The 24,098-nt window shown below is 71.3% G+C and carries 25 protein-coding genes, 1 tRNA gene and 1 pseudogene; 9 read left to right on the forward strand and 18 right to left on the reverse strand.

Annotation, left to right across the window (positions count from 1 at the left end):
* Positions 1-2 precede the first annotated feature (2 nt).
* The 4 genes from KVT45_RS46675 to KVT45_RS46690 form a co-directional block, all read right to left on the reverse strand.
* Entirely contained in the window at positions 3-170 is a 168-nt protein-coding gene (locus KVT45_RS46675; RefSeq protein ID WP_217556216.1) for a hypothetical protein, read from the reverse strand.
* Positions 171-208: 38 nt separating this feature from the next.
* A complete protein-coding gene (locus KVT45_RS46680) occupies positions 209-346 on the reverse strand; it encodes a hypothetical protein (protein WP_217556225.1) in 138 nt (45 codons plus the stop codon).
* A 337-nt stretch (positions 347-683) separates the two neighbouring features.
* Positions 684-1,346 (reverse strand): HD domain-containing protein, encoded by a 663-nt coding sequence (locus tag KVT45_RS46685; protein WP_217556234.1) that lies wholly within the window; start codon positions 1,344-1,346, stop codon positions 684-686.
* Positions 1,343-1,690 carry a DUF6616 family protein gene (locus tag KVT45_RS46690; RefSeq protein WP_217556236.1) on the reverse strand — a complete coding sequence of 116 codons (348 nt, stop codon included), beginning with the start codon at positions 1,688-1,690 and terminating at the stop codon, positions 1,343-1,345. Before KVT45_RS46690 ends, KVT45_RS46685 begins: the two co-directional genes overlap by 4 nt.
* Before the next feature lie 78 nt (positions 1,691-1,768).
* On the opposite strand from KVT45_RS46690, the gene KVT45_RS46695 reads away from it, so the two are divergent.
* Positions 1,769-2,734 (forward strand): GlxA family transcriptional regulator, encoded by a 966-nt coding sequence (locus KVT45_RS46695; protein ID WP_217556246.1) that lies wholly within the window; start codon positions 1,769-1,771, stop codon positions 2,732-2,734.
* Positions 2,735-3,064: 330 nt separating this feature from the next.
* Here KVT45_RS46695 and KVT45_RS46700 read toward each other — a convergent pair whose 3' ends face one another.
* Complete coding sequence (locus tag KVT45_RS46700; RefSeq protein WP_217556256.1) at positions 3,065-4,012, reverse strand: GlxA family transcriptional regulator; 948 nt, start codon at positions 4,010-4,012, stop codon at positions 3,065-3,067.
* 723 nt (positions 4,013-4,735) lie between these two features.
* Here KVT45_RS46700 and KVT45_RS46710 point away from each other — a divergent pair.
* A complete protein-coding gene (locus tag KVT45_RS46710) occupies positions 4,736-5,785 on the forward strand; it encodes an SgcJ/EcaC family oxidoreductase (RefSeq protein WP_217556263.1) in 1,050 nt (349 codons plus the stop codon).
* A gap of 250 nt (positions 5,786-6,035) precedes the next feature.
* On the opposite strand, the gene KVT45_RS46715 is transcribed toward KVT45_RS46710, so the two are convergent.
* Positions 6,036-6,109: transfer RNA gene (locus KVT45_RS46715), tRNA-Pro, on the reverse strand.
* Positions 6,110-6,214: 105 nt separating this feature from the next.
* On the opposite strand from KVT45_RS46715, the gene KVT45_RS46720 reads away from it, so the two are divergent.
* From KVT45_RS46720 to KVT45_RS46730, 3 genes are all read left to right on the forward strand, one after another.
* Entirely contained in the window at positions 6,215-6,724 is a 510-nt protein-coding gene (locus KVT45_RS46720; protein ID WP_217556265.1) for a DUF309 domain-containing protein, read from the forward strand.
* 45 nt (positions 6,725-6,769) lie between these two features.
* On the forward strand, positions 6,770-7,552 hold the full coding sequence (cobF, locus tag KVT45_RS46725) for a precorrin-6A synthase (deacetylating) (protein WP_217556275.1): 783 nt from the start codon (positions 6,770-6,772) through the stop codon (positions 7,550-7,552).
* A gap of 61 nt (positions 7,553-7,613) precedes the next feature.
* A complete protein-coding gene (locus tag KVT45_RS46730; protein ID WP_217556277.1) occupies positions 7,614-9,695 on the forward strand; it encodes an MDR family MFS transporter in 2,082 nt (693 codons plus the stop codon).
* A gap of 12 nt (positions 9,696-9,707) precedes the next feature.
* Here the strand turns inward: KVT45_RS46730 and KVT45_RS46735 are convergent, their stop codons facing one another.
* The 6 genes from KVT45_RS46735 to KVT45_RS46760 form a co-directional block, all read right to left on the reverse strand.
* A complete protein-coding gene (locus KVT45_RS46735; RefSeq protein ID WP_217556292.1) occupies positions 9,708-10,454 on the reverse strand; it encodes a cobalt-precorrin-6A reductase in 747 nt (248 codons plus the stop codon).
* A 228-nt stretch (positions 10,455-10,682) separates the two neighbouring features.
* Entirely contained in the window at positions 10,683-10,805 is a 123-nt protein-coding gene (gene ykgO, locus KVT45_RS46740) for a type B 50S ribosomal protein L36 (RefSeq protein ID WP_046728129.1), read from the reverse strand.
* A gap of 35 nt (positions 10,806-10,840) precedes the next feature.
* Positions 10,841-11,101, reverse strand: coding sequence for a type B 50S ribosomal protein L31 (locus tag KVT45_RS46745; protein ID WP_217556301.1), 261 nt, complete (start codon positions 11,099-11,101; stop codon positions 10,841-10,843).
* A gap of 35 nt (positions 11,102-11,136) precedes the next feature.
* Positions 11,137-11,301 carry a 50S ribosomal protein L33 gene (gene rpmG, locus KVT45_RS46750; protein ID WP_093497749.1) on the reverse strand — a complete coding sequence of 55 codons (165 nt, stop codon included), beginning with the start codon at positions 11,299-11,301 and terminating at the stop codon, positions 11,137-11,139.
* A gap of 117 nt (positions 11,302-11,418) precedes the next feature.
* Positions 11,419-12,192, reverse strand: coding sequence for a sulfite exporter TauE/SafE family protein (locus tag KVT45_RS46755; RefSeq protein WP_217556316.1), 774 nt, complete (start codon positions 12,190-12,192; stop codon positions 11,419-11,421).
* A 155-nt stretch (positions 12,193-12,347) separates the two neighbouring features.
* Positions 12,348-13,280: a LysR family transcriptional regulator gene (locus tag KVT45_RS46760; RefSeq protein ID WP_217556324.1), complete on the reverse strand. Its 933-nt coding sequence runs from the start codon at positions 13,278-13,280 to the stop codon at positions 12,348-12,350.
* A 71-nt stretch (positions 13,281-13,351) separates the two neighbouring features.
* On the opposite strand from KVT45_RS46760, the gene KVT45_RS46765 reads away from it, so the two are divergent.
* From KVT45_RS46765 to KVT45_RS46780, 4 genes are all read left to right on the forward strand, one after another.
* A complete protein-coding gene (locus KVT45_RS46765) occupies positions 13,352-14,239 on the forward strand; it encodes an SDR family NAD(P)-dependent oxidoreductase (RefSeq protein ID WP_217556332.1) in 888 nt (295 codons plus the stop codon).
* Positions 14,240-14,352: 113 nt separating this feature from the next.
* Positions 14,353-15,756: a glutamine synthetase family protein gene (locus tag KVT45_RS46770; protein WP_217556334.1), complete on the forward strand. Its 1,404-nt coding sequence runs from the start codon at positions 14,353-14,355 to the stop codon at positions 15,754-15,756.
* Complete coding sequence (locus KVT45_RS46775; RefSeq protein WP_217556344.1) at positions 15,756-16,898, forward strand: amidohydrolase family protein; 1,143 nt, start codon at positions 15,756-15,758, stop codon at positions 16,896-16,898. Before KVT45_RS46770 ends, KVT45_RS46775 begins: the two co-directional genes overlap by 1 nt.
* 43 nt (positions 16,899-16,941) lie before the next feature.
* Positions 16,942-17,469, forward strand: a complete 528-nt coding sequence (locus KVT45_RS46780) for an NUDIX hydrolase family protein (protein WP_167450201.1) — start codon at positions 16,942-16,944, stop codon at positions 17,467-17,469.
* Positions 17,470-17,512: 43 nt separating this feature from the next.
* Here KVT45_RS46780 and KVT45_RS46785 read toward each other — a convergent pair whose 3' ends face one another.
* From KVT45_RS46785 to KVT45_RS57065, 6 genes and pseudogenes are all read right to left on the reverse strand, one after another.
* Positions 17,513-18,025, reverse strand: a complete 513-nt coding sequence (locus tag KVT45_RS46785) for a PadR family transcriptional regulator (protein WP_217556358.1) — start codon at positions 18,023-18,025, stop codon at positions 17,513-17,515.
* 71 nt (positions 18,026-18,096) lie between these two features.
* On the reverse strand, positions 18,097-20,247 hold the full coding sequence (locus KVT45_RS46790) for a SpoIIE family protein phosphatase (RefSeq protein WP_217556374.1): 2,151 nt from the start codon (positions 20,245-20,247) through the stop codon (positions 18,097-18,099).
* Positions 20,248-20,256: 9 nt separating this feature from the next.
* Positions 20,257-21,216 (reverse strand): TIGR01777 family oxidoreductase, encoded by a 960-nt coding sequence (locus KVT45_RS46795; RefSeq protein ID WP_217556382.1) that lies wholly within the window; start codon positions 21,214-21,216, stop codon positions 20,257-20,259.
* A gap of 417 nt (positions 21,217-21,633) precedes the next feature.
* Positions 21,634-22,041: an NUDIX domain-containing protein gene (locus tag KVT45_RS46800; RefSeq protein WP_217556391.1), complete on the reverse strand. Its 408-nt coding sequence runs from the start codon at positions 22,039-22,041 to the stop codon at positions 21,634-21,636.
* Between the two features lie 675 nt (positions 22,042-22,716).
* Positions 22,717-23,787, reverse strand: a complete 1,071-nt coding sequence (locus tag KVT45_RS46805) for a transposase (protein WP_217556401.1) — start codon at positions 23,785-23,787, stop codon at positions 22,717-22,719.
* Between the two features lie 135 nt (positions 23,788-23,922).
* A pseudogene (locus tag KVT45_RS57065) lies at positions 23,923-24,098 on the reverse strand (oxidoreductase); the annotation flags it as partial.

Here is a 24,098-nt window from a genome sequence, read left to right on the forward strand (position 1 = left end):
TGTCAGCCCCGGGCCATCAAGCCGATGGCGACCCTGGCGCCCAGGTCCGGAAACACCGGCGAGCGCTCGTCGACCAGGTGCGGCGCGTCACGCTCGCCCGCAATCGGGACGGACGCCTTGTTCAGACCGGTGTCACCGGCGGCGTGGATGCTCTGGGGCAGGGCGGGCATGGGCGCGCTTTCGTTCACAAAGTGCTGAGGGGGTGGCTTCAGTCGGCCGTGGTGACGGCCACGCGCTGTTCCAGGGCATGAGTGAGCGCGTCAGCCGAGGCGACCGGTTCCGCCGCCCGGATGGTCGGTGCCGTGGGCGGGTCTGCAGCAGCAGCGTCGAGCAGGCATCTACGCATCAGACGGCGCGCCTCGGGAAAGTCGGCCTCAGGCTCGGCACGGGCGGCGGGCGAAGCGAACGCGGCCGCCGCGCCATCACGACCGCCGCCCTCGACGCAGCCGTAAAGCCCTCGCCGAAGAACTCGGCGCCGCTCCGGGCGACATCGGTCCCCGCATCGCGACCGCCCCGGCTTTCCTTGAAGGCGGGATGCCGACGCTCAAAGGCCCGGGACATGATGCCGGGTCAACACAGGTGCGGAGCCAGGCACACGGGGTGCCCGGCTCCGCGTCTTCTTCGTCACAACTGCCCGCCGGCAGACGGCCACGGCACCCGGCCGCAGCCGTCGCGAGACGTCGTCAGTCCGGACGCACCGGGGCGGCGACCAACTCGTCCAGCCCGGGAAACGGATTGTCAGGCCGGTGCTTGCGATACACGATGTCGACGAACGACACCGGCGCCCACTTCGACGGCTGCTCGTCGATCTGATGGACCACCTGCGCATGGATCTTGTGCCGCAGGTCCAGATACGGAAACGCCTCGTGCGCCGCATCCAGTACCGCCCGGTCCACCTCCTCGATACCGAAAGCGAACATGTCGGCACCGATACCGAAATGCGCGAGAGCGCCGACCAGGTGCTTGTGGGGCGCGATCCCCGGCGAGGTGTGCAGCGCCACCGCATCCCAGATCTGGTCGGCGGCGACATCGGACAGCCCGTGCTCCCGGGCGAATCGAGCGGCCCGGAATGCTCCGTCCACCTCGAACCGGTTCGGACCCTGCCCCGCGTCGGTCAGACCGATGTCGTGCAGCACCGTGGCAAGAAAGAGCGTCTCGTCGTCGTAGTCCACCCCGGCGACGAGATTCCTGGCGGTGGCGATACTACGCGCGTAGAAGTAGCTGCGGACAGTATGGTTGAGCAGCCATTGCGGAGAGTGCTCGGCAGTGAAGGCAACGGCGGCCTCCGTAGCCGCCGTACGCGGCCACCCTCCGATCTCCTCCGGCAGATTCTCGAGCACGCTCACTTGGCCTCGGCCTCCAGTGCCAGGTGCTCGGCGATGACCGCATCGGCCGGCCGCAGCTCACCCACGACGTTGGACTGCTCGAAGTAGGTGTACCAGCCGGAGCGTTCGACACCGCTCAGGAACACGTCTGCCACTTCCCGCGAAGGGGCCTGCCAGACCGCGAACCATTCATAGGACGCGGAATGCGCGGCCGGTTCCACCCTGCCCCAGCCAAGCGTCACGAAGCCGATTTCCGCGAGCTGTTTCATGGCTTCCTGAATCCCGGTGAACAGGTCGTTCCGCGCCTCCTCGCCGGCGGCGAAGAACGCGGGCTTCGGTGTCCACGTCTCGACGACTACGTACATGTTGCGCATCTCCTCACTAATCGCGATCGGCGTGATGCGCCCAGCCTAGGAAGACCGAGGTCACCGTACGATGGCCAGATGGACATTAATCCCAAGGATCCGGCCAAGGTCGCGGTGGTGGTGCAGCCGGGCTACGTGCTGTTGGACGTAGCCGTTCCCCAGCAGGTCTTCGGCCGCTGGCCGGACTGGGTGACCGCCTGCTGGCCCGGCGGCGCCCCCTACGAGCTGACCTTGGTGAGTGCGGTTCCCGCGGAGAGCCCGCTGGTGCCCCGCGAGGTCGAGCCGCTCGACCGGCTGGACACGGCGGACACCGTGATCGTCGCCGGAGTGCAGGACCCCACCGAGCCTCCGGACGCCGAACTGGTCGAACGACTGCGTGACGCGTACGACCGGGGCAGCCGGATGGTGTCGATCTGCACGGGCGCCTTCGCCCTGGCCGCGGCCGGGATCCTGGACGGCCGCAGCGCCACCACCCACTGGCGCTGGGCCGGCCTGCTGCGAGACCGCCACCCGTCGGTCGAGGTCCGCGAAGCGGAGCTCTACGTCGAGGACGCCGGCGTCTTCACCTCCGCGGGTGTCCTCGCCGGAACCGACCTGTGCCTGCATCTCCTGCGGCTCGACCATGGTCAGGCCGCCGCCAACACGATGGCCCGCTTCCTGGTCAGCCCGCCCCACCGCGAAGGAGGACAGGCCCAGTTCATCGAGCACATCCCGCCCGACGGCGACTCCGAGATCACCGACGTGATCGTCTGGATCCTGGAACACCTCGACGAGCCGCTCTCCTTGGAGTCGGTCAGCCGGCACAGCCACATGAGCACACGAACCCTGCGCCGCAGATTCCGGGCCGTGACCGGCACGAGCGTCATGAACTGGGTGGCCATGCAACGCGTAGCCCGCGCGCGCGAACTCCTCGAGACCACTCGCCTCGGCATCGACGACATCGCCCACCGATGCGGCTTCGGCTCCGCGGAGTCATTGCGAATCCACTTCACCGCGATGACCAGGACCAGCCCGTCGAGTTATCGCCGCGCCTTCGCTTCCTGATGCTGTTGTCATGCGGCCGCAGCCACCGGGGGGCGCCACTTCGTGGCACCTTCGGTCACGGATCAGGGCCCACAGGGCGCTGACCAGCGCGGAGGTGCAGGAGACGCGCCGGAGCCTTCGGTGGTGGACCAGCGGCCGGTGAGGGGTGCCGCCGACCTTGCCCGGACCGCCGCACAGGGCCGAGGTGCGCGATCATGCCCGTTCGAGCCGTACGGGTCACGAGCCTTCTCGACGCCCTGCCGTGAGGCGATCTTCCTGCCCTGGACACTGCCGGGGCGGACGGGCGCCCGGGTCGACGGACTCCGTGACCGCGCGGTCCGGCCTTCGCCGTCAGGCGGCCTGGTGCTGGAAGGTCCGGCGATAGGCCGTGGGGGTGTTGCCGACGGTGTCACGGAAGCGGGCGCGCATGTTGGCGCCGCTGCCGAGTCCGCACCGGACGGCGATCTGCTCCACCTGGAGGTCGGTGGCCTCCAGGAGTTCTCGCGCGCGGTTGATGCGGGCGGTCAGGAGCCATTGGTGGGGGCTGACGCCGGTTTCCTGGCGCCACAGGCGGGTCAGGGTGCGTGGGGAGACGCCGGCGTGGTCGGCGAGGTGGGGGATGGTGAGGTCTTCTTCGAGGTGGAGCAGGGCCCATTCACGGGTGTCGGCGAGCGTGGTGGCCTGGGGGGTGGGGAGGGTCCTGTTGATGTACTGGGCCTGTCCGCCGTCGCGGTGGGGGGCGGCGACGATGTCCCTGGCGATGTCGTTCGCGACGGCTGCGCCGAGGTCTTTGCGGACCAGGTGCAGACACAGGTCGATGCCGGCCGTGAATCCTGCGGAGGTCAGGATGGTGTCGTTGTCGATGTAGAGGACGTTGCGGTCGACGCGCAGCCGGGGGTAGAGCTCTTCGAGGTCGTCCGCCTTGGCCCAGTGGGTGGTGACGGTGCGGCCGTCGAGCAGTCCGGCCGAGGCGACGGCGAAGGCGCCGGTGCAGATGGAAGCGATGCGTATCCCGGCGCGGCCGGCGAGCTTGAGAGCGGCCCTGACCCGAGGGCGCGGAGGGCGCCGGAAGTCCTCGAAGCCCGGGACGATGATCGTGTCCGCTTCGGCGAGCGCCTCGAGACCCGCGGTCAGTCCGAGGGTGAAGCCGGCGCTCGTGGTCACGGTCTCCTCGGTGTCGCCGCACACGGTGAGCTCGTAGGGGGTGTTCGGACGGGCGTTGAAGATCTGCGTGGGGATCCCCAGATCCATGGGCAGCACGCCGTCGACCGCCAGGACCATGACCCGGTGCTTGTTCATGGCCGCAATATTACGTCCAGCACCGATGCCGCGGAGAGGGCCAGGAAACTTCTGTGCTCGGGCACAGGGCTGTTCCCCGCATAAATCCCCTGATCAAGCCGCTGATCGTGCGACCGGAAAGCAAGGGTTCACCCGCACGGGTTCTGGCCCAAAAGATGCGAATGCTGGCAGATGAGCCGTGGCCTGGAAGGGATGTTCCGGAGCAGGATCGAAGAGCGAGCGCGGGGCAGCCGACTCCACACACCGGTGGAGTGGTCCGAGAGCCCCGGCCGTGGACGAGGAGCCGGCAATGACTTCGCAGAATGTGGTGGGCCGCTTCTTCGACGTGCAGGGCGGCCAGGTGTACGCCCACGTCCGCGAGGGTGACAACCGAGCTGCGCCGGCAGGTGGTCGAGGACCGTCTGCGCGGTGGCGCCGAGGCCCCTCTCGAGTGACCGCGCCAGGGCCTGGTCCAGGACGTGTCGGCCGGCCTCTCGGACATCGAGGTCCTGAAGTACCCCGGCCACCTCTCGCCCCTTGAGGCGCCCGACCGGCTGGCCACGCACATCGGCGCGTTCGTCGCCCAGCCGTAAGCGCAGCACTCCGGCCGCACATCCCCCGTGTGGCGATCGACTGTCACTCCACGTGCCGTGCAGCCGCCCCCATACCCGGCACGCGTGAGCGTGCCGCCCGGCCACCGTGCCGATCCGCCCCGGACCGGGGCCCAACAGAAGGAGACACATCATGACCACCGACGCACACCCGTCCGTCTTCGAGCAGCTCGACCTCCCCGACACGAGCCTCACCCGGGAGACATTCACCTTTGCGGCACAGGCCACACCTGCCTTCATTCACGATCACTGCGTCCGCAGCTACGTCTTCGCCCGCGCCCATGCCCAGAACAAGGGTCTGCGCGCCGGTACCGACTACGACGACGAACTGCTGTTCGTCGCTTGCGTCCTGCACGACTTGGGACTGAGCGAGGAGGGCAGCAACGGCGACCAGCGTTTCGAAGTCGAAGGCGCCGACATCGCAGCGGCATTCCTCCGCGAGCACGGCGTCGAGGAAGAACGTATCGCCGTCGCCTGGGACGCCATCGCTCTGCACACGACGGAAGGCATCGCCCCGCGCAAGGGCACGGAGGTGGCGCTGGCCCACTTGGGTATCGCCACCGACATCCTCGGAATCCAGCGTGAGAGCCTTCCGGCCGGCCTCGCCGACGAAGTGCACGCCCTGCTGCCGCGTCAGGACCTGGCCCACGGGTTCAGCGACCTCATCATCACCCAGGCCGTGGCCAAGCCCCACAAGGCGTCCCCGACGACCTTCATCGGCGACCTGCTGCGTCGTCACCTGCCCTACGGTGCCTATCCCAACTGGTACGACCTGATCGACGCGGCCGGCTGGGGCGACAAGCCGGTCGGCGTCACCGCCCGGCGCCGTGCCGAGACGCCCCAGCAGGTGGGGGCCTTGTACATGGAGTACCTGGAGGCCGGTGACGTCGAGGGTCTGGTGTCGCTCTACGAGCCGAACGCCCACTTCGTCCCCGCTCCCGGAACCCACCTGGTGGGCACGGACGCCATCCGCAAGGCCATGCAGCAGATGGTCGACAGCGGTGCCCGCCTCAAGCTCGAACTGCGCGAGATCCGACAGGCCGACGACGTCGCCCTGGTGTCGAACAACGCCACCCTCACCGGAGTCGGACCGGAGCCGGTGGTCTCCACCACCACCGAGATCCTCCGACGCCAGCCTGACGGCGGCTGGGTCCACCTCGTGGACGACCCGTTCTTCAGCTGACCGCGTCGGGCGGCCCAGCCCCCCACGCCTGCTGAGGAGTTCCTCGATGCCGGGCACTCAATGGGATGCCCCGGTTCAGGGCGGGGCGGGTGCGGAGCCGGTGAGGGCAACTCCCATAGCGCACCCTGACTGAGTCAAGGTGCGCTTCAGCCGCGTCCAATCGGCCTGGTCCCCAACTGGTCCCCGGAAATGATCAAAAGGCCCCTCCAGAACTTGTCTGAAACGACCCCTGACCTGCGACTTCGTAAAGTCGGGACGACAGGATTTGAACCTGCGACCCCTTGACCCCCAGTCAAGTGCGCTACCAAGCTGCGCCACGTCCCGGTGCGCTGTCTCGCGGTGACCCGCGTGATCGCGCGAACAGCACCTTACCCCACGTACCTGGCCGGGCCGAAAGCAGGCGGCGGACGGGGGAGGACAATCGGTCGTATGGGAGACGCGTGGACAGAGGCACGGGACCGGGACGCCGAGGGGCGGGCGCGCAGCGCCCGGCCGCGCGACGGGCTGGGGCGGCCGCTGCCGTACGGCGCACCGGGCGTCGAGCGGCAGCCCGAGGGCGTCGTACGGACTCCGCAGGAGACGGTGGCCGAGGCACAGGCGTTGCTGGACGCCGGGAAGCCCTTCCACGCGCACGAGGTGTTCGAGGACGCCTGGAAGTCGGGGCCCGAGCGGGAGCGGACGCTGTGGCGGGGGCTGGCCCAGCTGGCGGTGGGGCTCACGCACGCGGCCCGCGGGAACGTGGCCGGCGGGGCGCGGCTGCTGCGGCGCGGCGCGGGCGCGGTCGAGGAGTGGGCGGCCGGGGGTGAGGGCCGGCAGGCGCACGGGATCGATGTCGACGGGCTCGTGCGGTGGGCGCGGGAGCTGGCCGGGCGGGTGGAGAGCGGTGCCGGGAGCGTCGACGCGAGGACCGAGGCGCCCCGGCTGCGCGGCGCCCCGTAGCACCGGGACGCCCCGCTGTCAGTGGCATGCGGCAGACTCGGGGGCGTGCGAAAGATTCATGTCATCGGTATCGGCGCGGGCGACCCCGACCAGCTCACCCTCCAGGCGGTCCGGGCGCTGAAGGGCACGGACGTCTTCTTCCTTCTCGACAAGGGCGAGGTCAAGAGCGACCTGACCCAGCTGCGCCGGGACATGCTCGACACCCACATACCGGACGGCGGCTACCGGCTGGTCGAGGCGCGGGACCCGGAGCGGGACCGGGCCGCGGGCGGCGGGGCGTACTCGCCGGCCGTCGGGGACTGGCGCAGCGCCCGCGCGGACATCTACGAGCGGCTGATCCGCGAGGAGCTGGGCGAGGAGCAGACCGGCGCCTTCCTGGTGTGGGGCGATCCGTCGTTGTACGACAGCACGTTGGCGATCCTGGAGGAGGTGCTGGCCCGGGGCGCGGTGCGGTTCGGGTACGACGTGGTGCCCGGGATCAGCAGTGTCTCGGCGCTGGCGGCCCGGCACCGCACGGGGCTGAACCGGGTGGCCCGGCCGGTGCAGATCACCACCGGCCGACGGCTCGCCGAGGGGCTGCCGGACGGGGTGGACGACGTGGTCGTGATGCTCGACGCGCACCAGGCCTTCCGCCGGTACGCGGACCAGGACATCGACATCTACTGGGGCGCCTACCTGGGCACCCCGGACGAGATCCTGGTCTCCGGTCCGATCGCCGAGGCCGGTCCGCGGATCGAGCGGGTGCGGGCCGAGGCGCGGGAGCGCAAGGGCTGGATCATGGACACGTATCTGCTGCGCCGCCACCCGGAGGTTCCGAAGGAGGGCTGAGCGGTACCCGGGCGGCCCCATCGGGCATGCGACGGTAGCCCACCGGTGTGAAGGTGACCTCGTGACAGCGACCGAGGAAACCGTCCTGCCCGACGCGTCCCAGCCGCCCGTGCTGGACACCCGCCGGCGCAACGTCGTCTTCGTGACGATCATGCTGGGGATGCTGCTCGCGGCCCTGGACCAGACGATCGTGGGCACCGCGCTGCCGACGATCGTGTCGGACCTGGGCGGCGCCGCGCACATGTCGTGGGTGGTCACCTCGTACCTCCTCGCGGAGACCGTGGCGACCGTCCTGGTCGGCAAGTTCGGCGACCTGTTCGGCCGCAAGGTGGTCTTCCAGGTCTCGGCGATCGTCTTCATCACCGGCTCGTTCCTGTGCGGTCTGGCCACCAACATGTCGCTGCTGATCTCCTGGCGGGCGATGCAGGGCATCGGCGCGGGCGGGCTGATGGTGACCGCGATGGCGCTGATCGCCGATGTCATCCCGCTGCGGGAGCGCGGCAAGTACCAGGGTGCGATCGGTGCGGTGTTCGGCGTGGCCACGGTCATCGGGCCGCTGCTCGGCGGGCTGTTCACCGACCACCTGTCGTGGCGCTGGGCGTTCTACGTCAACGTGCCCATCGCGATCGTCGTGGTGGCCGCCGCCGCCCGCACCATCCCGGTGGTGAAGTCGGCGGCGAAACCGGTCATCGACTACCTGGGCATCGCGCTGGTCGCGGTCGGCGCGAGCTCGCTGATCCTGGCGACGAGCTGGGGCGGCAACCAGTACCCGTGGGCTTCGGGCACCGTCGTCGGCCTGTTCGCGGGCGGCGCGGTGGCGCTCGCGCTGTTCTGCTGGGTGGAGACCCGGGCGCGGGAACCGATGCTGCCGATGCGGCTGTTCGGCAACCCGGTCTTCACGGTCTGCTCGATCCTCAGCTTCATCGTGGGCTTCGCCATGCTCGGCGCGATGACCTATCTGCCGAGCTACCTCCAGTACGTCGACGGCGACTCGGCGACGATCTCGGGCGTGCGGACCCTGCCGATGGTGATCGGCCTGCTCATCGCGTCGGTCTTCAGCGGCAACGTGGTGAGCAAGACCGGCCGGTACCGGATCTTCCCGATCATCGGCTCCGCGGTCATGGGCGCCGGCCTCTATCTGATGTCCTTGATGGGGCCGGGCACCGGGGTCTGGCTGGAGTCCCTGTACATGTTCGTGCTCGGCACCGGCATCGGTCTGTCCATGCAGGTGCTGACGATCGCCGTGCAGAACACCGTCGACTACACCGACCTGGGCACCGCGACCTCGGGCGTCACCTTCTTCCGTACGCTGGGCAGTTCGTTCGGTACGGCCGTCTTCGGGACGATCTACACCAACGCGCTGAAGCCGAACCTGGCGGACGGGATCGCCACTGCCGACAGGGCGAGCGCCCTGGGTCCGGCGGTCCTCACCAAGGCGGCCACCAGCCCCGAAGGCCTCCACAGGCTGCCCGCGGCCGCCGCCGAGCCGATCATCCAGGCGTACGCCGACACCATCCACACCGTGTTCCTGTGGACCGTGCCGGTCGCGGCCGTCGGGTTCGTGGTGGCCCTGTTCCTCAAGCAGGTCCAGCTGCGGGACAGCGCCCGGCTCGGCTCCACCGACATGGGCGAGGGGTTCGCCTCGCCGCACGGGCCGGATTCGCAGCGGGTGCTGGAGGCGGCCGTGGCGAAGATCATCGGCCGGGCGGACCTGGAGACCGCGCGCCGTATCATCCGCGAGTCCGGCACTCGGCTGGACGTGGCCGGCGCCTGGGCCGTGATGCAGGTCGAACTGCACACCCGGCTGGTCGGCCACGGCAACCTCGGCCTGATCGCCGCCCGCCGCCGGGTGCCCCCGGAGGTACTGCTGCCCGTCTTCGACCGCATGGTCGACGAGGGCTGCCTCACCCGTACCGGCTCCTTCCTGTCCCTCACCCCGGCCGGCGACCACGAGGCCCAGGTCCTCGGCGAGGCGTGGGGCAGCTGGCTGAAGGACCGCGTCCAGCAGGACCTGGGCCGCCCCTCGGGCGCCGACCTGCGGGCCGCCGTCGACACCATCGGCAAACGGCTGCTGGTCGAGGACCTGACGGACGGGCTGTCCGAACAGACGGCGGACCTGACGCCTGCCGCCAGGACGGTCTGACGCCCGGGGCGGTCACGCGGGGCCGAGCCCCAGCCACTCCAGTACACCGGCGACGTCCGGTACCGCCGTCACGCCGTCCGGCAGCGGTGGCCGCCGTACGACGACCACGGGCAGTGCCAGCTCCCGTGCGGCCGTGAGTTTGGCGGCCGTGGCCGCTCCCCCGCTGTCCTTCGTGACCAGGACGTCGATCAGGTTCCCGTGCAGCAGCGCGGTCTCGTCGGCGACGGTGAACGGCCCGCGCGCCAGCAGCACTTCGGTGTGCCGGGGCATGGGGGGTTCGGGGGGCTCCACGGACCGTACGACGAAGTGCCGGTCGGTCAGGTGGGCGAAGGCGGACAGACCCAGGCGGCCGGTGGTGAGGAAGACGCGGGGGCCGAAGCGGGGCAGGGCGGCGGCCGCCGCGGGCAGGGACGGGACCGGGTGCCAGTCGTCGCCGGGGCATGGCTGCCAGCCGGGGCGGCGCAGGACGACGGAGGGAATTCCGGTGGCCCGGGCGGCGCCCGCCGCGTTGGCGGTGATCGTCTCGGCGAAGGGGTGGGTGGCGTCCACCAGCGCGTCCACACGGTGCTCGCGCAGCCAGTCGCCGAGACCGGCCACCCCGCCGAACCCGCCGATCCGCACCTCGCCGGCCAACGAGCCCGGCCGCGCGACCCGGCCCGCGAGCGAGGTCGTGACACGGACTCCGGGGCGCCCCGACAACTCGGTGGCGAGACGGCGGGCCTCGGCGGTACCGCCGAGGATCAGGACGTGCGGGGACATGGGGCGAGCGTAAGGGGTCCGCAGCAGGGGGCAGCGCCCTGGGGCGGGACAGGCAGGGCCGGTTCCCTCGTGGCTGCCGACCCGTCGGATCGGAGTCGTCAAGCCCATCGGACCTGTTGGGACCGACCGGACGACCGGGACCGGCCGGGACCGACCGCAAGGAACGCCGTGACGCGCGACGGCCGCCCGGCTGGATCGCCGGGCGGCCGTCGTGGGACGCGACCTCCGTCAGCCCTGGCGGGCCTTGAAGCGGGGGTCCTTCTTGTTGATCACGTAGACCACGCCACGTCGGCGGACCACCTGGGCGCCGGGCTTGGCCTTCAGTGAGCGCAGGGACTTGCGCACCTTCATGGTTCTGTTCTCCTCGGGTCGGTCACCGGGCCGGGTCAGCCGCGGGCGGCGGCGGCGCGGCCGTAACGGCGCTCGAAACGCTCCACTCGGCCGGCGCTGTCCAGGACCCGCGCCTTGCCGGTGTAGAAGGGGTGCGACGCGGACGAGATCTCCACGTCGATCAGCGGGTAGGTGTTGCCGTCCTCCCACTCGACCGTCCGGGACGAGTCGGCGGTCGAACGGGTCAGGAACGCCGTGTCCGCGGCGCGGTCCCGGAAGACCACGAGCCGGGACGCGGGATGAATGCGGGCCTTCATGGGGTTTCCTCTCTGGGTCGGCGGTGCGTTCGGCTTCAGCGCTCTTCGCGGAAGTCGACGTGCGCGCCGGCCACCGGGTCGTACTTGCGCAGGACCAGCCGGTCAGGGTTGTTCCGGCGGTTCTTGCGGGTCACGTAGGTGACACCGGTCCCGGCCGTCGACTTCAGCCTGACGACGGGACGCGCGGTGCTGCGTGCCATGAGGTCCTCCTTTCGCCCACACCCGGGATCTTTGATCCGGGCATGTCATTCACGACCTGTCCAACAAGACGACCCGCCGTCGCATTCCCGGGTTGCCGGACCGGGTCGCCGGGCCGGTCAGCGCAGGAGGAGCTGGAGGCCGCCGATGATCGTCGCCGCGATGACCAGCTGCTCGAACAGCCGCTGGTTGATCCGGTGCACGGCCCACTTGCCGATGAACGCGCCGGGGACGACGAACGCGACGAGCCCGGCGTCGAGGAGCAGCGAGTGGCCGTCGATCAAGCCGAGGCCGGCGCTGAAGGGGACCTTGGAGAGGTTCACGATCAGGAAGAAGAAGGCCGAGGTGCCCAGGAAACCGAGTTTCCGGAAGCCGGCCGACAGCAGGTACATCGACATCACCGGGCCGCCCGCGTTGGCGACCATCGTGGTGAAGCCGCCGAGCACGCCGTACGAACCGGCTTTCACCCGGCCCGCCCGGGTGGTGACCGCGTCCGGGTCGTCGGGGCGGTCGGCCGCGCGGCGCCGCCACAGCGTGACCCCGGCCATCAGCAGCAGGATCGCGCCGATCGAGGTCCGTACGACGCCGTCGCCGGCCCAGACCAGGAACAGCGTGCCGATCACCACGCCGGCCGCGACCGCCGGGAACAGCCGCCACAGCGTGGGCCAGTGGGCGTGCCTGCGGTAGGTCGCCACGGCCAGCACGTCGCCCGCGATGAGCAGCGGGAGCAGGACACCGGTGGAGGCGCGGGCCGGGAGGACCGCGGCGAAGATGGCGAGGCTGACGGTGTTGGCCCCGCTGACGGCCGTCTTGGAGAAGCCGACGAGCAGCGCGGCGAGTGCCAGGGCGGCGAACTCCCAGCCGGATATGTGCCAGAGCGTCATCGTGTTCATGCGGGGACCGATGCTATGTCCGGACAACCCGATGGTGTAAGTACCGTCTCGCCGGTCGGTCCCGGCGCCGGGCCGGACGCCGGGCCGGACGTCGTCCTGGCCGTGCCGCCGGAGGGCCGCCTTCGCGGCCGGGAGCAACCAAGCCCTCGGACGAGTCACTTGGGCCCGTTCGATACGTCCGTTTCCAGCGCCGCCGCCCGCAGGGCGGCCGCCACCCGGGTGACCGCCTCGGCCGGCGGGTACGGCAGCCGGGCCAGGAGCTGGCGGCGCTGCTCCTGAGGTCCGCCGCGCACGGGCAGGATCCGGACCCCCGCCGGCACGGCGGAGGCGAGGGCGGCCGGAACGGTGGTCAGCCCGCAGCCGGCGGCGACGAGATGGAGCTTGGCCAGCCAGTCCCGCGCGATGTGGGCGATCTCCGGCCGCTCGTCCAGGCCGGGCCACACCCCCATCAGCCGGTCCTCCCCGGAGGCGGAGCCGGCGATCCAGCGCTGCCCGCGCAGGTCGGCCACGTCGACGTAGTCGCCGCGGGCCAGGGGGTGGCCGGCCGGCAGTGCGAGACACAGGGCGCGTTCGGTGAGGGTCTGGAGCACCAGCGGGGGCGATTCGGCGTCCGGCGCCCGGAACGGGGGCGCCGAGGCGAGCAGGGCCAGGTCGATGCTGCCCGCGCGCAGGGCACGCACCAGTGCGGGAGTGGTGCCCTCGCGGCCGACGACCCGGAGTCCGGGATCCGTCCGGCGGAGCGCGGTCAGGGCGCGGGGGACAAGTGCGGCGCCCGCGGTGGGGAACCAGCCGAGGCGGACCGTCCCGGCCTCTCCGGGCAGCCCGGACAGTTCCCTCGCGGTCGCCTCGATCTCGTCGAGCACGGTCGTCGCGCGCCGCATGACGACCCGGCCGGCCGCGGTGAGCCGTACTCCGTCGCGGCGCCGCTCCAGCAGCTCCGCACCCGCCGCCCGCTCGATCGCGGCGATCTGCCGGGACACCGCCGACTGGGTGTAGCCCAGCGAGGCCGCGGCCGCGGTGAAGGTTCCCTGTTCGGCGACCGCGCGGAAGACCCGCAGCGCGGTCAGTGACACATCATTGAAGTCCATGATGTTTGCGCATACTAGCCGTGCATATCTTTCGTTGGACTCATGGGCCGGTCGTTCCTAGCGTGGGATGCATGAACACTTCCCGCATCGCCCTGGTCACCGGCGCGAACCAAGGTCTCGGCCGCGCCCTCGCCGAAGGACTCGCCGCCCGGCTGGGCCCGGACGACCTGGTCCTGCTCACCGGACGCGACCCCGGGCGCGTGACGGACGCCGCCGTCGAGGTCGCCCGGCGGCCCGGGACCCGCGCCCGCGTCGAGGGCCGGGTCCTGGACGTCACCGACACCGACGCGATCGCCCGGCTCGCCGAAGAACTCGAGGCCCGGTACGGCGGGGTGGACATCGTCGTCTCCAACGCGGTCGCCCGGGTGCTGCCCGGGGACTCGCAGTCCGAACGGGCCGACGAGTTCATCGACGTCTCGAACACCGCCACCCAGGCGGTCCTGCGCTCCTTCGGCGCCGTGCTGCGCCCGCGCGGCCGGCTGCTGGTGGTGGCCAGTTCGCTCGGCACCCTCGGCCACCTCGACCCGCGGCTGCACCACCTGTTCGACGGCGCGAGCCTCGACCAGGTCGAGTACGCCGTCGAGTCCTGGCGCAGCGCCATCCACAACAGCACCGCCGCGGAGGCGGGCTGGCCGGTCTGGCTGAACGTGCCCTCGAAGGTGGCCCAGGTCGCCGCTGTCCGCGCGGTCGCCGCCGAGCGCCGGGAGCAGGACCTGGCCGCCGGCACCCTGGTCGCCTCCGTCTGCCCCGGCATGGTCGACACCGCCACGTCCCGCCCCTGGTTCAGCGACTACAGCGGGGCCCAGTCCCCCGCCGAGGCCGCCCGCGCGGTGCTCGACCTGGTCTTCGCCGAACAGGTCGACCCCGGCCTCTACGGCGAGCTGGTCCGCTTCGGCAAGCCGCTGCCCTGGCACAAGGGCACGCCGCCGGTGGAGCAGGACCGTCTCGTCACACCGTGAGCGGCGGCGGGCCGACGGGGCCGACTCCCCGGCGCCGGTAGCGCAGTTCGGCGCGGTCGCCATGAAACCCTGACCGGGACGCGTGCATCCGAGCCCGTCGAGGAGGACGTCGTATGCCACCCCTGGTCGATCCGGTACCCGGTGGGAGCCCCGGCGATCTCGCCCGGGCCCATGCCCTCGCCCACGAGCTGTCCGCGCAGGGTGTGCGCGGGATCGTGCTGGCCTATGTGGACACCGCCGGGATCTGCAGGGTGAAGACCGTTCCCTGGCAGGGGCTGCAGCCGACGGTGGCCTGGGGTGTCGGCATGTCCCCGGTGTTCGACACCTTCCTGGCGAACGACGCGATCGTGCGCACCGACGTCCTCGGCTCGCCCGACGGCGACCTGCGCCTCTACCCGGACCTGGACCGGCTGGTGGTGCTGGCCGGGCAGCCCGGCTGGGCCTGGGCCCCCGTCGACCGGCTCACCCAGGAGGGCGACCCGCACCCCGGGTGCAGCCGCACCTTCCTGCGCAGGATCGTCACGTCTGCCGAGGACCGGCACGGTGTCACCTTCAGGGCGGGTGTCGAGATCGAGTGGGTGCTCGGCCGGGCCGCGGCGCCGGCCGACGAGTTCGTGCCGGCCACGTCGGGCCCGGCGTACGGCGCCGCCCGGCAGATCGAGCTGAGCGACTACGCCGCCGATCTGCTCGGGGCCCTGGAGAAGCAGGAGGTGCCGGTCGCCCAGTTCCACCCCGAGTACGCGCCCGGCCAGTTCGAGCTCTCCACCGGCGCCCTGGACCCGGTGGCAGCGGCCGACCAGAGCGTGCTGGTACGGCAGACCATCCGCGCCGTCTCGCAGAAGCACGGCCTGCGTGCCTCCTTCGCCCCGGCCGTCGCCGAGCGGGGCGTCGGCAACGGCGGCCACCTCCATCTCTCCCTCTGGCGCCACGGCGTCAACCTGCACGCCGGGGGCGACCGCCGGTACGGCATGACGGCCGCGGCGGAGTCGTTCATCTCCGGGCTGCTGACGCACCTACCCGCGCTGACGGCGGTGACGGCGCCGAGCCCGGCCAGCTATCTGCGGCTCAAGCCCTCCCAGTGGGCGGGCGTGTTCACGGCATGGGGCCGGGAGACCCGCGAGACCGGGGTGCGGGTCATCACCGGCACGGCCGGTCACCAGAGCCAGGACGCCAACCTGGAGCTCAAGCCGGTCGACCTGGCCGCCAACCCGTATCTGGCCCTCGGCTGCGCCATCGCCGCCGGACTCGACGGGCTCGCCTCGGCCGCGTCGCTGCCCGAGGAGGTCACCGACGACCCGGCCCGCCTGATCCCGGACGAGGCGGTGGCCCGGGGGGTGCGCCGGCTGCCGACCTCGCTCCCCCAGGCCGTCGAGGAGTTCCGCGCGGACGAGGTGCTGCGCACCGCGCTCGGCCCGGTCCTCGCCGACGCGGTGATCGCGGTGCGCGAGGGCGAGACGGGGGCCGTCGCCGGCCTCGACGACGCCGGGGTGGCGGCGGCCTACCGCTGGAAGTACTGATGCCGGGACCGATCCGGGAAGCCCTGGACGCGCTCCCCCTCGTCGACCACCACTGCCACGGCGCGGTCACCGCCGACCTCACCGGGCCGGAGTTCGAGTCGCTGCTGACCGAGGGCGAGGCCTGGCCGGGAGTCTCGCCGTTCGACAGCCCGGCCGGCATCGCCGTCCGACGGCACTGCGCACCCCTGCTCGGCCTGGACCGGCACGCGCCCGCCGCCGACTACCTGGCGCGCCGGGCCGAACTGGGCTGGCAGGAGGTCAACCGCCGGTTCCTGGTCGCCGCGCACACGGAGACGTTCTGCGTGGACACCGGCTACGCCCCGCACCCGGTCACCTCCCCCGCCGAACTCGCGGCGGCGGCCGGCGCGCGTGCCTACGAGGTCATACGTCTGGAGAGCGTCGCCGAGGCGGTGGCCGCACAGGGCATCGAGGCGGCCGGGTACGCGGCCGCCTTCCGGGCGGCGGCCGAGGAGGCGGTACGGCGGCCGGGTGTGGTCGCGGTCAAGTCGGTGGCCGCCTACCGCACCGGCTTCGCCCTGGACCCGGCACGGCCGGCGTACGCCGAGGTGACCCGCGCGGCCGCGCGGTGGTTCGCCCGGGGCGGCAAGCTCACGGACCCGGTGCTGATGCGTCATCTGCTGTGGACCGCCGTCGAACTCGGGCTGCCGCTCCAGCTCCACGCCGGTTTCGGGGACTCGGACCTGCGGCTGCACCACGCGGACCCGGCCCTGCTCACCGACTGGCTGCGGCTGACCGCGGGCACCGTCCCGGTACTCCTGCTGCACTGCTGGCCCTACCAGCGTCAAGCCGCCTACCTGGCCGCGGTGTTCGAACATGTGCACCTCGACGTCGGGCTCGCGCTGCACCACGTGGGCCCGGCCCGGGCCGGGGCGGTCCTGGCGGAGGCGATGGAGATCACCCCGTTCCGCAAACTGCTGTACAGCTCGGACGCCTATGGTGTGGCCGAGTTCCACCACCTCGGAGCGCTGTCCTTCCGGCAGGGACTGGCCGGATTGCTCCAGGACCGGGTGGACGCCGACGAACTGAGCCCGACCGACGCGGTGCGGATCGCCGCCTGGACAGGACGCGACAACGCCCGTCGCCTCTACGGACTCCCCGCATCCGACCCCGGCCGCGACTGACCCGCGCGCCCCGCCCGGAAAGTATGATCAAGCAATGTCTGACATGACCGAAACCACGCCCGGTTGGCTGTCCTCCGACGAGCTGGAGATGGCTCGCGCCCGTATGCCGATCCTGTACGTGGAGGCCGTGCCGGTACGCGTCGACGACAGCGGCGAAGTCACCAGCATCGGACTGCTGCTCCGCATCGGCCCGGACGGAACCGTCAGCCGGACCCTCGTCTCCGGCCGGGTCCTGCACCACGAGCGGGTCCGCGACGCCCTGCTGCGTCATCTGGAGAAGGACCTCGGCCCGGTCGCCCTGCCCCGTGTGCCGACCTCACTGCAGCCGTTCACGGTGGCCGAGTACTTCCCGACGCTGGGCGTCACCCCGTACCACGACCCGCGTCAGCACGCGGTGTCGCTGGCCTACATCGTGCCGGTCACCGGTGACTGCCGGCCCCGGCAGGACGCCCTGGACCTGGTGTGGTTCAGCCCGCAGGAGGCGGTGTCCGAGGCCTTGCAGAGCGAGATGCCCGGCGGCCACGGGGTGCTGCTGAAGCAGGCCCTGGCCCATGTGGGGTTCGTGAGCTAGGGAGCCGCCCCCGGGCACCCGGCCGGTGTGCCGCCGACGGCGTTCAGCCGAGCTGTTCGGCGGCCCAGCGGGCCCAGTCGCGCTCCATCTCGGCCCAGCGCAGGCCGTATTCGAGGGCGATCCGGCCGTTGGCGGTCAACGGCCCCTCGTCCTGCTCCAGTTCGGCTCTCAGCTCCGCGAGCCGCTCGTGGTAGGCGGTGGCCAGCTCCGCCCGCTCGGCGAGGACCGCGCGGGCCTGGTCGTCGGACCCCAGGTTGAAGAAGAACACCTTGAGCAGCAGTTCGCTGCGGCGCGGCTGCTGCTGCGTCGGGGCGACCAGCCACTCCCGCAGTTCCTTGAGCCCCTCCTCGGTGACCCGGTACTCCTTGCGCCGGCGCGGGCCCTCGGCGGACACGTCGACCAGTCCGGCCTCCGCGAGCCGGTTCAGTTCCCCGTAGACCTGGCTCTGGGTGGCCGGCCAGACGTGGGCCAGCGAGGTGTCGAACAGCTTCAGCAGGTCGTAGCCGCTGGCGGGCCGGTCGACGAGGAGTCCGAGGAGTGCGTGGCGAAGGCTCATGATTCCATCGTAAATCCAACATTGACAGATTCGGCAAGACATCTTGACTTCGACCTGTCGATACTGGAATGTCAGGTTCTGGGCTCTCGGCAGGGGGAGCCGTTCGGGATGTCCTGCTCGGTCCAGATGCACTTGGCGTCGCTGAGGTAGCGGGCGCCCCAGCGCCGGGACAGGGCGGCGACCAGCTGGAGGCCGCGGCCGCCCTCGTCGGTGTAGGTGGCGTGGCGGATGCGCGGGGTGCTGAGACTGCCGTCGTAGACCTCGCAGGTCAGGATGCGGCTGCGCAGCAGCCGTAGCCGCATGGGGCCCCTGGCGTGCCGGATCACGTTGCCGACCAGCTCGCTCACCAGGAGTTCGGTGGTCATCGACAGGTCGTCCAGGCCCCACCGGGAGAGCTGGTCGCGGACGAGTTCACGGGCCCGGCCGGCCGCCCGGGGGTCGTCGGGCAGGCCGAAGGAGGCGATGTCGCCGGCGGGCAGGGCCCGGGTGTGGGCGATGAGCAGGGCCGCGTCGTCGGTGGTCCGCTCCCGGTCCGGCAGCAGCTTCGCGACGACCGTGTCGCACAGCTCCGCCACGCCCCGGACGTCCTCCTCCTGGTCGGCGCCGCTGAAGCGGGCCGGGCGGACCCCGGCCGCGCCCAGGACGCGCACCAACTCGGCCAGACCCTCCTCGGCATCCCGCGCGCCGGATTCGATGAGCCCGTCGGTGCACAGGACGACCAGGCTCCCGTCCGGGAGCGCGGGTTCGTGCACGGCGAACGGCGGGGTGGCGGCGCCGAGCGGCGGATCGGGGCTCACGACGGGGCTCTGAACGGTGCCGTCGGGATGTACGAACACCGGCGGCGGATGCCCGGCGAGGGAGTAGCAGCAGGTGCGGCCGACCGGGTCGTAGACGGCATAGAGGCAGGTGGCGTAGAAGTCCTCGCCCAGGTCGCTGACCAGGTCGTTGAGGTGGCCCAGCAGTTCGTCCGGGGCCATGTCGAGGTCGGCGAGGGTGCGTACGGCGGTGCGCAGCCGGCCCATGGTGGCGGCCTCGGCGATGCCGTGGCCCATCACGTCGCCGATCACCAGGGCGACCCGGTCGGCGGAGAGCGGGATCACGTCGAACCAGTCGCCGCCCACCTGTTCGCCGCGGCCCGCCGGCAGATACCGCGCGGCCGCGACGGCGGCGGACAGCCGCGGCAGTGTCCGGGGCAGCAGGGCGCTCTGCAGTTCCTGGGCGCGGGCGTGCTCCAGGTCGTACAGGCGGGCCCGCTCCAGCGCCTGGCCGACCAGGGCGCTGAACGTGGTCAGGTGGGCGCGGTCCTCCTCGCTGAAGAGGCGCGGCTGGTTGTAGGACAGGACCGAGACCCCGACGGACCGCCCGGAGGCGATCAGCGGCAGGAACGCCCAGGCCATCTTGGGCGAGGTCCCCATCAGGATCTTGTCCGTGACGGCGGGATAGCGCTCGTACATCTGGGCGGGCGACTCCATGAACTGCGCCCTGCGGGTGCGCAGCACGTCGGTGACGGGCATGCCGGCGTTGAGCGGGCCCTCGAACCGCCGCAGGTAGTCCGCCGGGTAGCCGACCTCGCCGACCCTGGTCAGCCTGCCGTCCTCGAACACGGAGACGATCAGCCCGTCGGCGCCGAACGGCGACAGGACGTGTTGGGCCACGGCCCGTACGACGTCCTGGACGGTCACGGCCTCGGCGAGCGTCGCGGTCAGCGCCATCGTCCGGGCCGTGCGCCCGCGCCCGGGCAGGGGTTCCCGGTGCGGCGACTTCCCGGCGGCGAAGTCCAGGCACTCGGCGGTCCAGGCCGCCACCGCGTGCAGGAAGGACAGCTGTATGTCGTCGGGCTCGCCGGTTCCGGGCACCAGCAGTACCGAGAGTGCGCCGACGGGCCCGGTGGCCCCGATCAGGGGGACCGCCACCGTACCGGCCGCGCCGGTCCCGAGGCCGTCCCCGGCCGCCTGGACGAGGACGCCGCGGCGCAGTGCACAGGACGGCGGCGCGTCCTGTTCCTCGCGCAGCTCCGCCCAGGGCCGCGCCGCCTCGGCGTCGACACCGTCCACCGCCACCAGGGTCAGCCGGCCCGTGCCGGGATCCCATTGGTGCAGGAGGGCGCCCCGCCCTCCGACACCCGCCGTCGCCTGCCGTAGGGCCAGTGCCAGTGTCCTCGCCCGCGCCCCCGTGGCCGGGGACGAATCGGGTTCGGCCCCCTCCGGACGGTTCGGGCACATAACGACAGGTTAACGCGGCAGGTCGGACCGACCACCGGGGCCGGCGGCCCGGGACAGGCCCTGGCCCTGGGACAGCGCGGCGCGCAGCGCCTCGTCGATGCCGGGCTGCCGGAAGGTGAAACCCGCCTTCAGCAGACCGGCGGGAACGGCTCGGCAGCTGCCCGTGATGCCCTCGGAGAACTCGCCGAGGACGATCCTCAGCGCGAAGGCGGGCACGGCGGCGAGGGTGGGCCGGTGCAGGATCCGGCCCATCGCGCGGGTGATCTCGCGGTTCGTCAGCGGTTCGGGGGCCGTGAAGTTGACCGGCCCGGCGATGTCGTCGTGGTCGATCGCGTGGCGCAGGGCGGCGATGTGGTCGGGCAGCGAGATGAACGGCCAGAACTGGTCACCCGAGCCGAGCCGACCGCCGAGGCCGAACCGGAAGAGCGGGAACAGCCTGCCCCAGGCGCCGCCGTCCGCGGAGACCACGAGACCGGTACGCGGGTGCACGACCCGGATGCCGGCCCGCTCGGCCGGCGCGGCGGCGGACTCCCAGCCGACGCAGACGGAGGCCAGGAAGTCGCTTCCGGCCGGGTCGGTCTCCGTGACGACACGGTCGCCGGTGTCGCCGTAGTAGCCGGTGGCCGAGGCCGAGATCAGCACCCGGGGCGGCTCGGCGGCCTCGGCACAGGCCTCGGCGACGGTCCGCGTCCCCTGGAAGCGGCTGAGCCTGATCTCCTGCTTGTACGCCGCGGTCCAGCGCCGGTCGCCGACCCCCGCTCCGGCCAGGTGCACCACGGCGTCCACACCGTCCAGGACGGCCGGGTCCAGCCGGGTGCCGGGCTCCCAGGGCGCGGATTCGCTCCCGTCGGCCGCCCGGGCCACCGTCCGGCCGCGGGTCAGCCGCAGCACGCCGTGGCCGTCGGCGAGGAGGGAACGGGTGAGGGCGGAGCCGATGAGTCCGGTGGACCCGGTGATCGCGACGCGCATGACGTTCTCCGATGAGCGATTGTTTGAGAGTTCAAACCCCCAGTCGTCAGAGTACTCCGGCCGAATGTCCGCAGGGCATAAGCAACCGCAGCACAGACGTCAACGAGTGCGGCATCACAGCCACTTGGTCCGTCGCCCACGACGGTCGGAACGCGCGCCTGTCGCACGCGGATGCCGGAAAACAATCAAGGGTGTGCATCAGGAGCCAAACACTCCGACACACACCCTGACCTGCTCATTCGCAAGTCGGGACGCGCCGACCTGCTTCGGCCTTGCCCAGTCGTCCGCCGAATCCCCCAGTGCCTCATGGTCCGCCGCTCACCGGTGTCACGGTGAGCGGCGGGTCCGCTTCCGTTGTGTCGGAGGGACGCCGCATCACGCCTATACACAGGTGCACGAACCATGTGGCGGTGCGGGTCAGGCGAACGGAGGCGGAAGGCGAAGCGCGAGCTGTTCGATGTAGTGCCGGACATGGGGCGGCATCGGCTCGGGCAGAGCGTCGACCGGGAACAGACGAAGGGCCTGTCCCTCACCGAGGACAAACTCGCTGTCACTGCCGTCCCAGACCACGGCGAACACGTGGGGCGGCGTCCTCCCCTCCTGGTAGGGCGTGACCGTCACCTCCTCGATCGCCTCCGGGACGATACCGGTCTCTTCGAACAACTCCCGCAGCACGGTCTCCATCGGCGTCTCGTCCGCCTCGGACCCGCCACCCGGCATCGACCAATGTCCCGGCCAGCCGATGCCGGCCTTCTCGTCCCGCAGTTGCAGTACGACCCCACGGCGCGGTGTGGTGACGAACGCGAAACACCCGCGGGTCTTCATGGGACGCTCCGCCACTACGGTGACCTCCCTGGCACAGTACGCGAAGTCGGATCGTCGGCCAGGCAACCTCTTGCGTCTACTGCGAAGGCGCGAGTCCAGCCAGCACGCACCACGCTCGGTCGTCATCACTGCCACCGTCGATCACGCCGGGCCGGTTGTGCAACTCAGTGTTCGCACGCATGAGTGACACACCCCAACTGACGCGTAAAACATGACGGACGCCCCTCCGGTGCGTACAGTCTTAAGCGTCGTGTTGCATAACCCTTTTTCGGTGTGTACTTCGGTCATCCGTCAGGGGCGGCGCGACATGGCACGCGGGGCTGAGTGCCAGCCCAACCCCGCGCGTGGTTCGCCGTCCCTACGGCGGCACCAGCGGCCGGTGTAGACGGCCGCCCGATTTGCGGATGGAGTAGTCGGCTACTTGCCGTCGCGTCCCTGGAACCAGTCCCAGGCCAGCGCCGCGAGGACGCGAGCTGTGAACGGGGCCAGGGCTAATGCCACGGTTAGTAGTCGGCTCTTCTCCTTGTCGCGACGATGCCTGCCGTCACCCAACGCCTTACCTCCAGTTCGACTTTGCGCGTTGCGCAGGTTGATGTCGGAGCTGGGGCGGTCGTGCTGGCTGCTGGTGAGCCTCGCCGATCTGACGATAGAACAGCCGCATTGAGCGCTGGGGCGCTATCGGGAAAGGCCAGCCCAGAAGCGAGTGCATCCGTTGCATCGGTGTGTTGCGTGACTGTTGCACGATCGGTCGCCGGCGGTTCGTTGGTGGTGACTGCGTCGGGCTGTTGCCTGGTGGCGTCGGCGCCAGGTGGACCAGTGCAGCAGCCTGGCCGCGCTGACGGCTGGTGAGGTGAACACAGCGACGAGCAGGTGGCGGATTTCCGGGACGGTCAGCGTGCTCGGATCGCGGCTGCGGACGAAGTGGCGCGTACCTGCAGGCGGTTTGGGGGCTGCGTCTGCGGCGAGGGAGGTCAGGAAGGCCAGGGCGCGCATGGTGAGTGTGACGTGCCGGTGCCCAGGAGTGAGTGACCAGCATAGGAAGAAGGCGAGTTCGCCGGTGGTCCGGTTGCGTCGGATCAGCAGGTGGTGGCTGTCGGTGCCGGTGTGGATCCAGGCCAAGTCGTAGTACCGCGGCCCCTTCGCGCCGTTGCCTGCGCTGTGCCGCTGCCAGGCCGTGGCGGGCAGTCGGGCGGCGACGGTGTCCGCGCGGACAGCAGTGCGGCCGCGGTTGATTCTCACCCTCATCGAGCAGGCGACGGCCAGCACGTAGCCGGTGCCACATGCCTCGAGGGCGGCATGTAGCTGGGGGTCTTGTCCGTTGGCTACGTCGCCGGTCACCCAGGGGGCGGTGATCCGGCATCCAGAGCGGCAGCGATCATCTCCGAGGCCAACGGGGCTTGGTGGCGAATTGCACCGTCTCGGGTATCCCAGCCGCGGTGCGGCGTTCCGGTCATTGGACCGGGAGTGTTCAGGGAGGTAGAGCCGTCGGTCGATCAAGGCCCGGCCCGGGCTGGTGGCCAGGGCGAGGAACAGGCCGACCTGGGCGTTCTCGATGCGTCCCACGGTGCCGGTGTACTGCCTCTGCACCCCTGCCGAGGACTGGCCCTTCTTCAGGAAGCCGGTCTCGTCCACGTTCAAGACACCGTCCTCGGCGCCGAGGTGTTCGGCGGCGTAGGCGCGTACCTCGTCGCGGACCGCATCGGCGTCCCAGCGGGCGTTAGGAGCGGGCTGCGGCCCGGGGCTCAACTCGCCCGGACCGGCCCGCGATTCGGGTCATAACCTGGCCGTACCGGTTCTCGGCCGGGCCCACCACGAGATCGGGAAGTCGGAACGGAAGGCGCCTGTACAGTCGCTCGGGTGTGCGAGACCGATCCGGTGCCGTCAGCCGAGGGCGTCGAGCAACTCGCGCTCGCGCTGCGCGCTGAGGCCTGCGCGCCTTTCCCGGTCCAGCCCCTGCTCGCGTTCCCAGCGCAGCGTGTCGGCCAGTATCTCCGCCGGGGGCCGGTGACGCAGCCCCGCGGCGCGCGCCGAGGGCCCGTCCCGGGCAAGTCGGGGGC

Origin of the sequence: Streptomyces sp. GbtcB6 (genome assembly GCF_019091475.1) — a bacterium.
In the GTDB taxonomy this organism is placed as follows: domain Bacteria; phylum Actinomycetota; class Actinomycetes; order Streptomycetales; family Streptomycetaceae; genus Streptomyces; species Streptomyces hyaluromycini.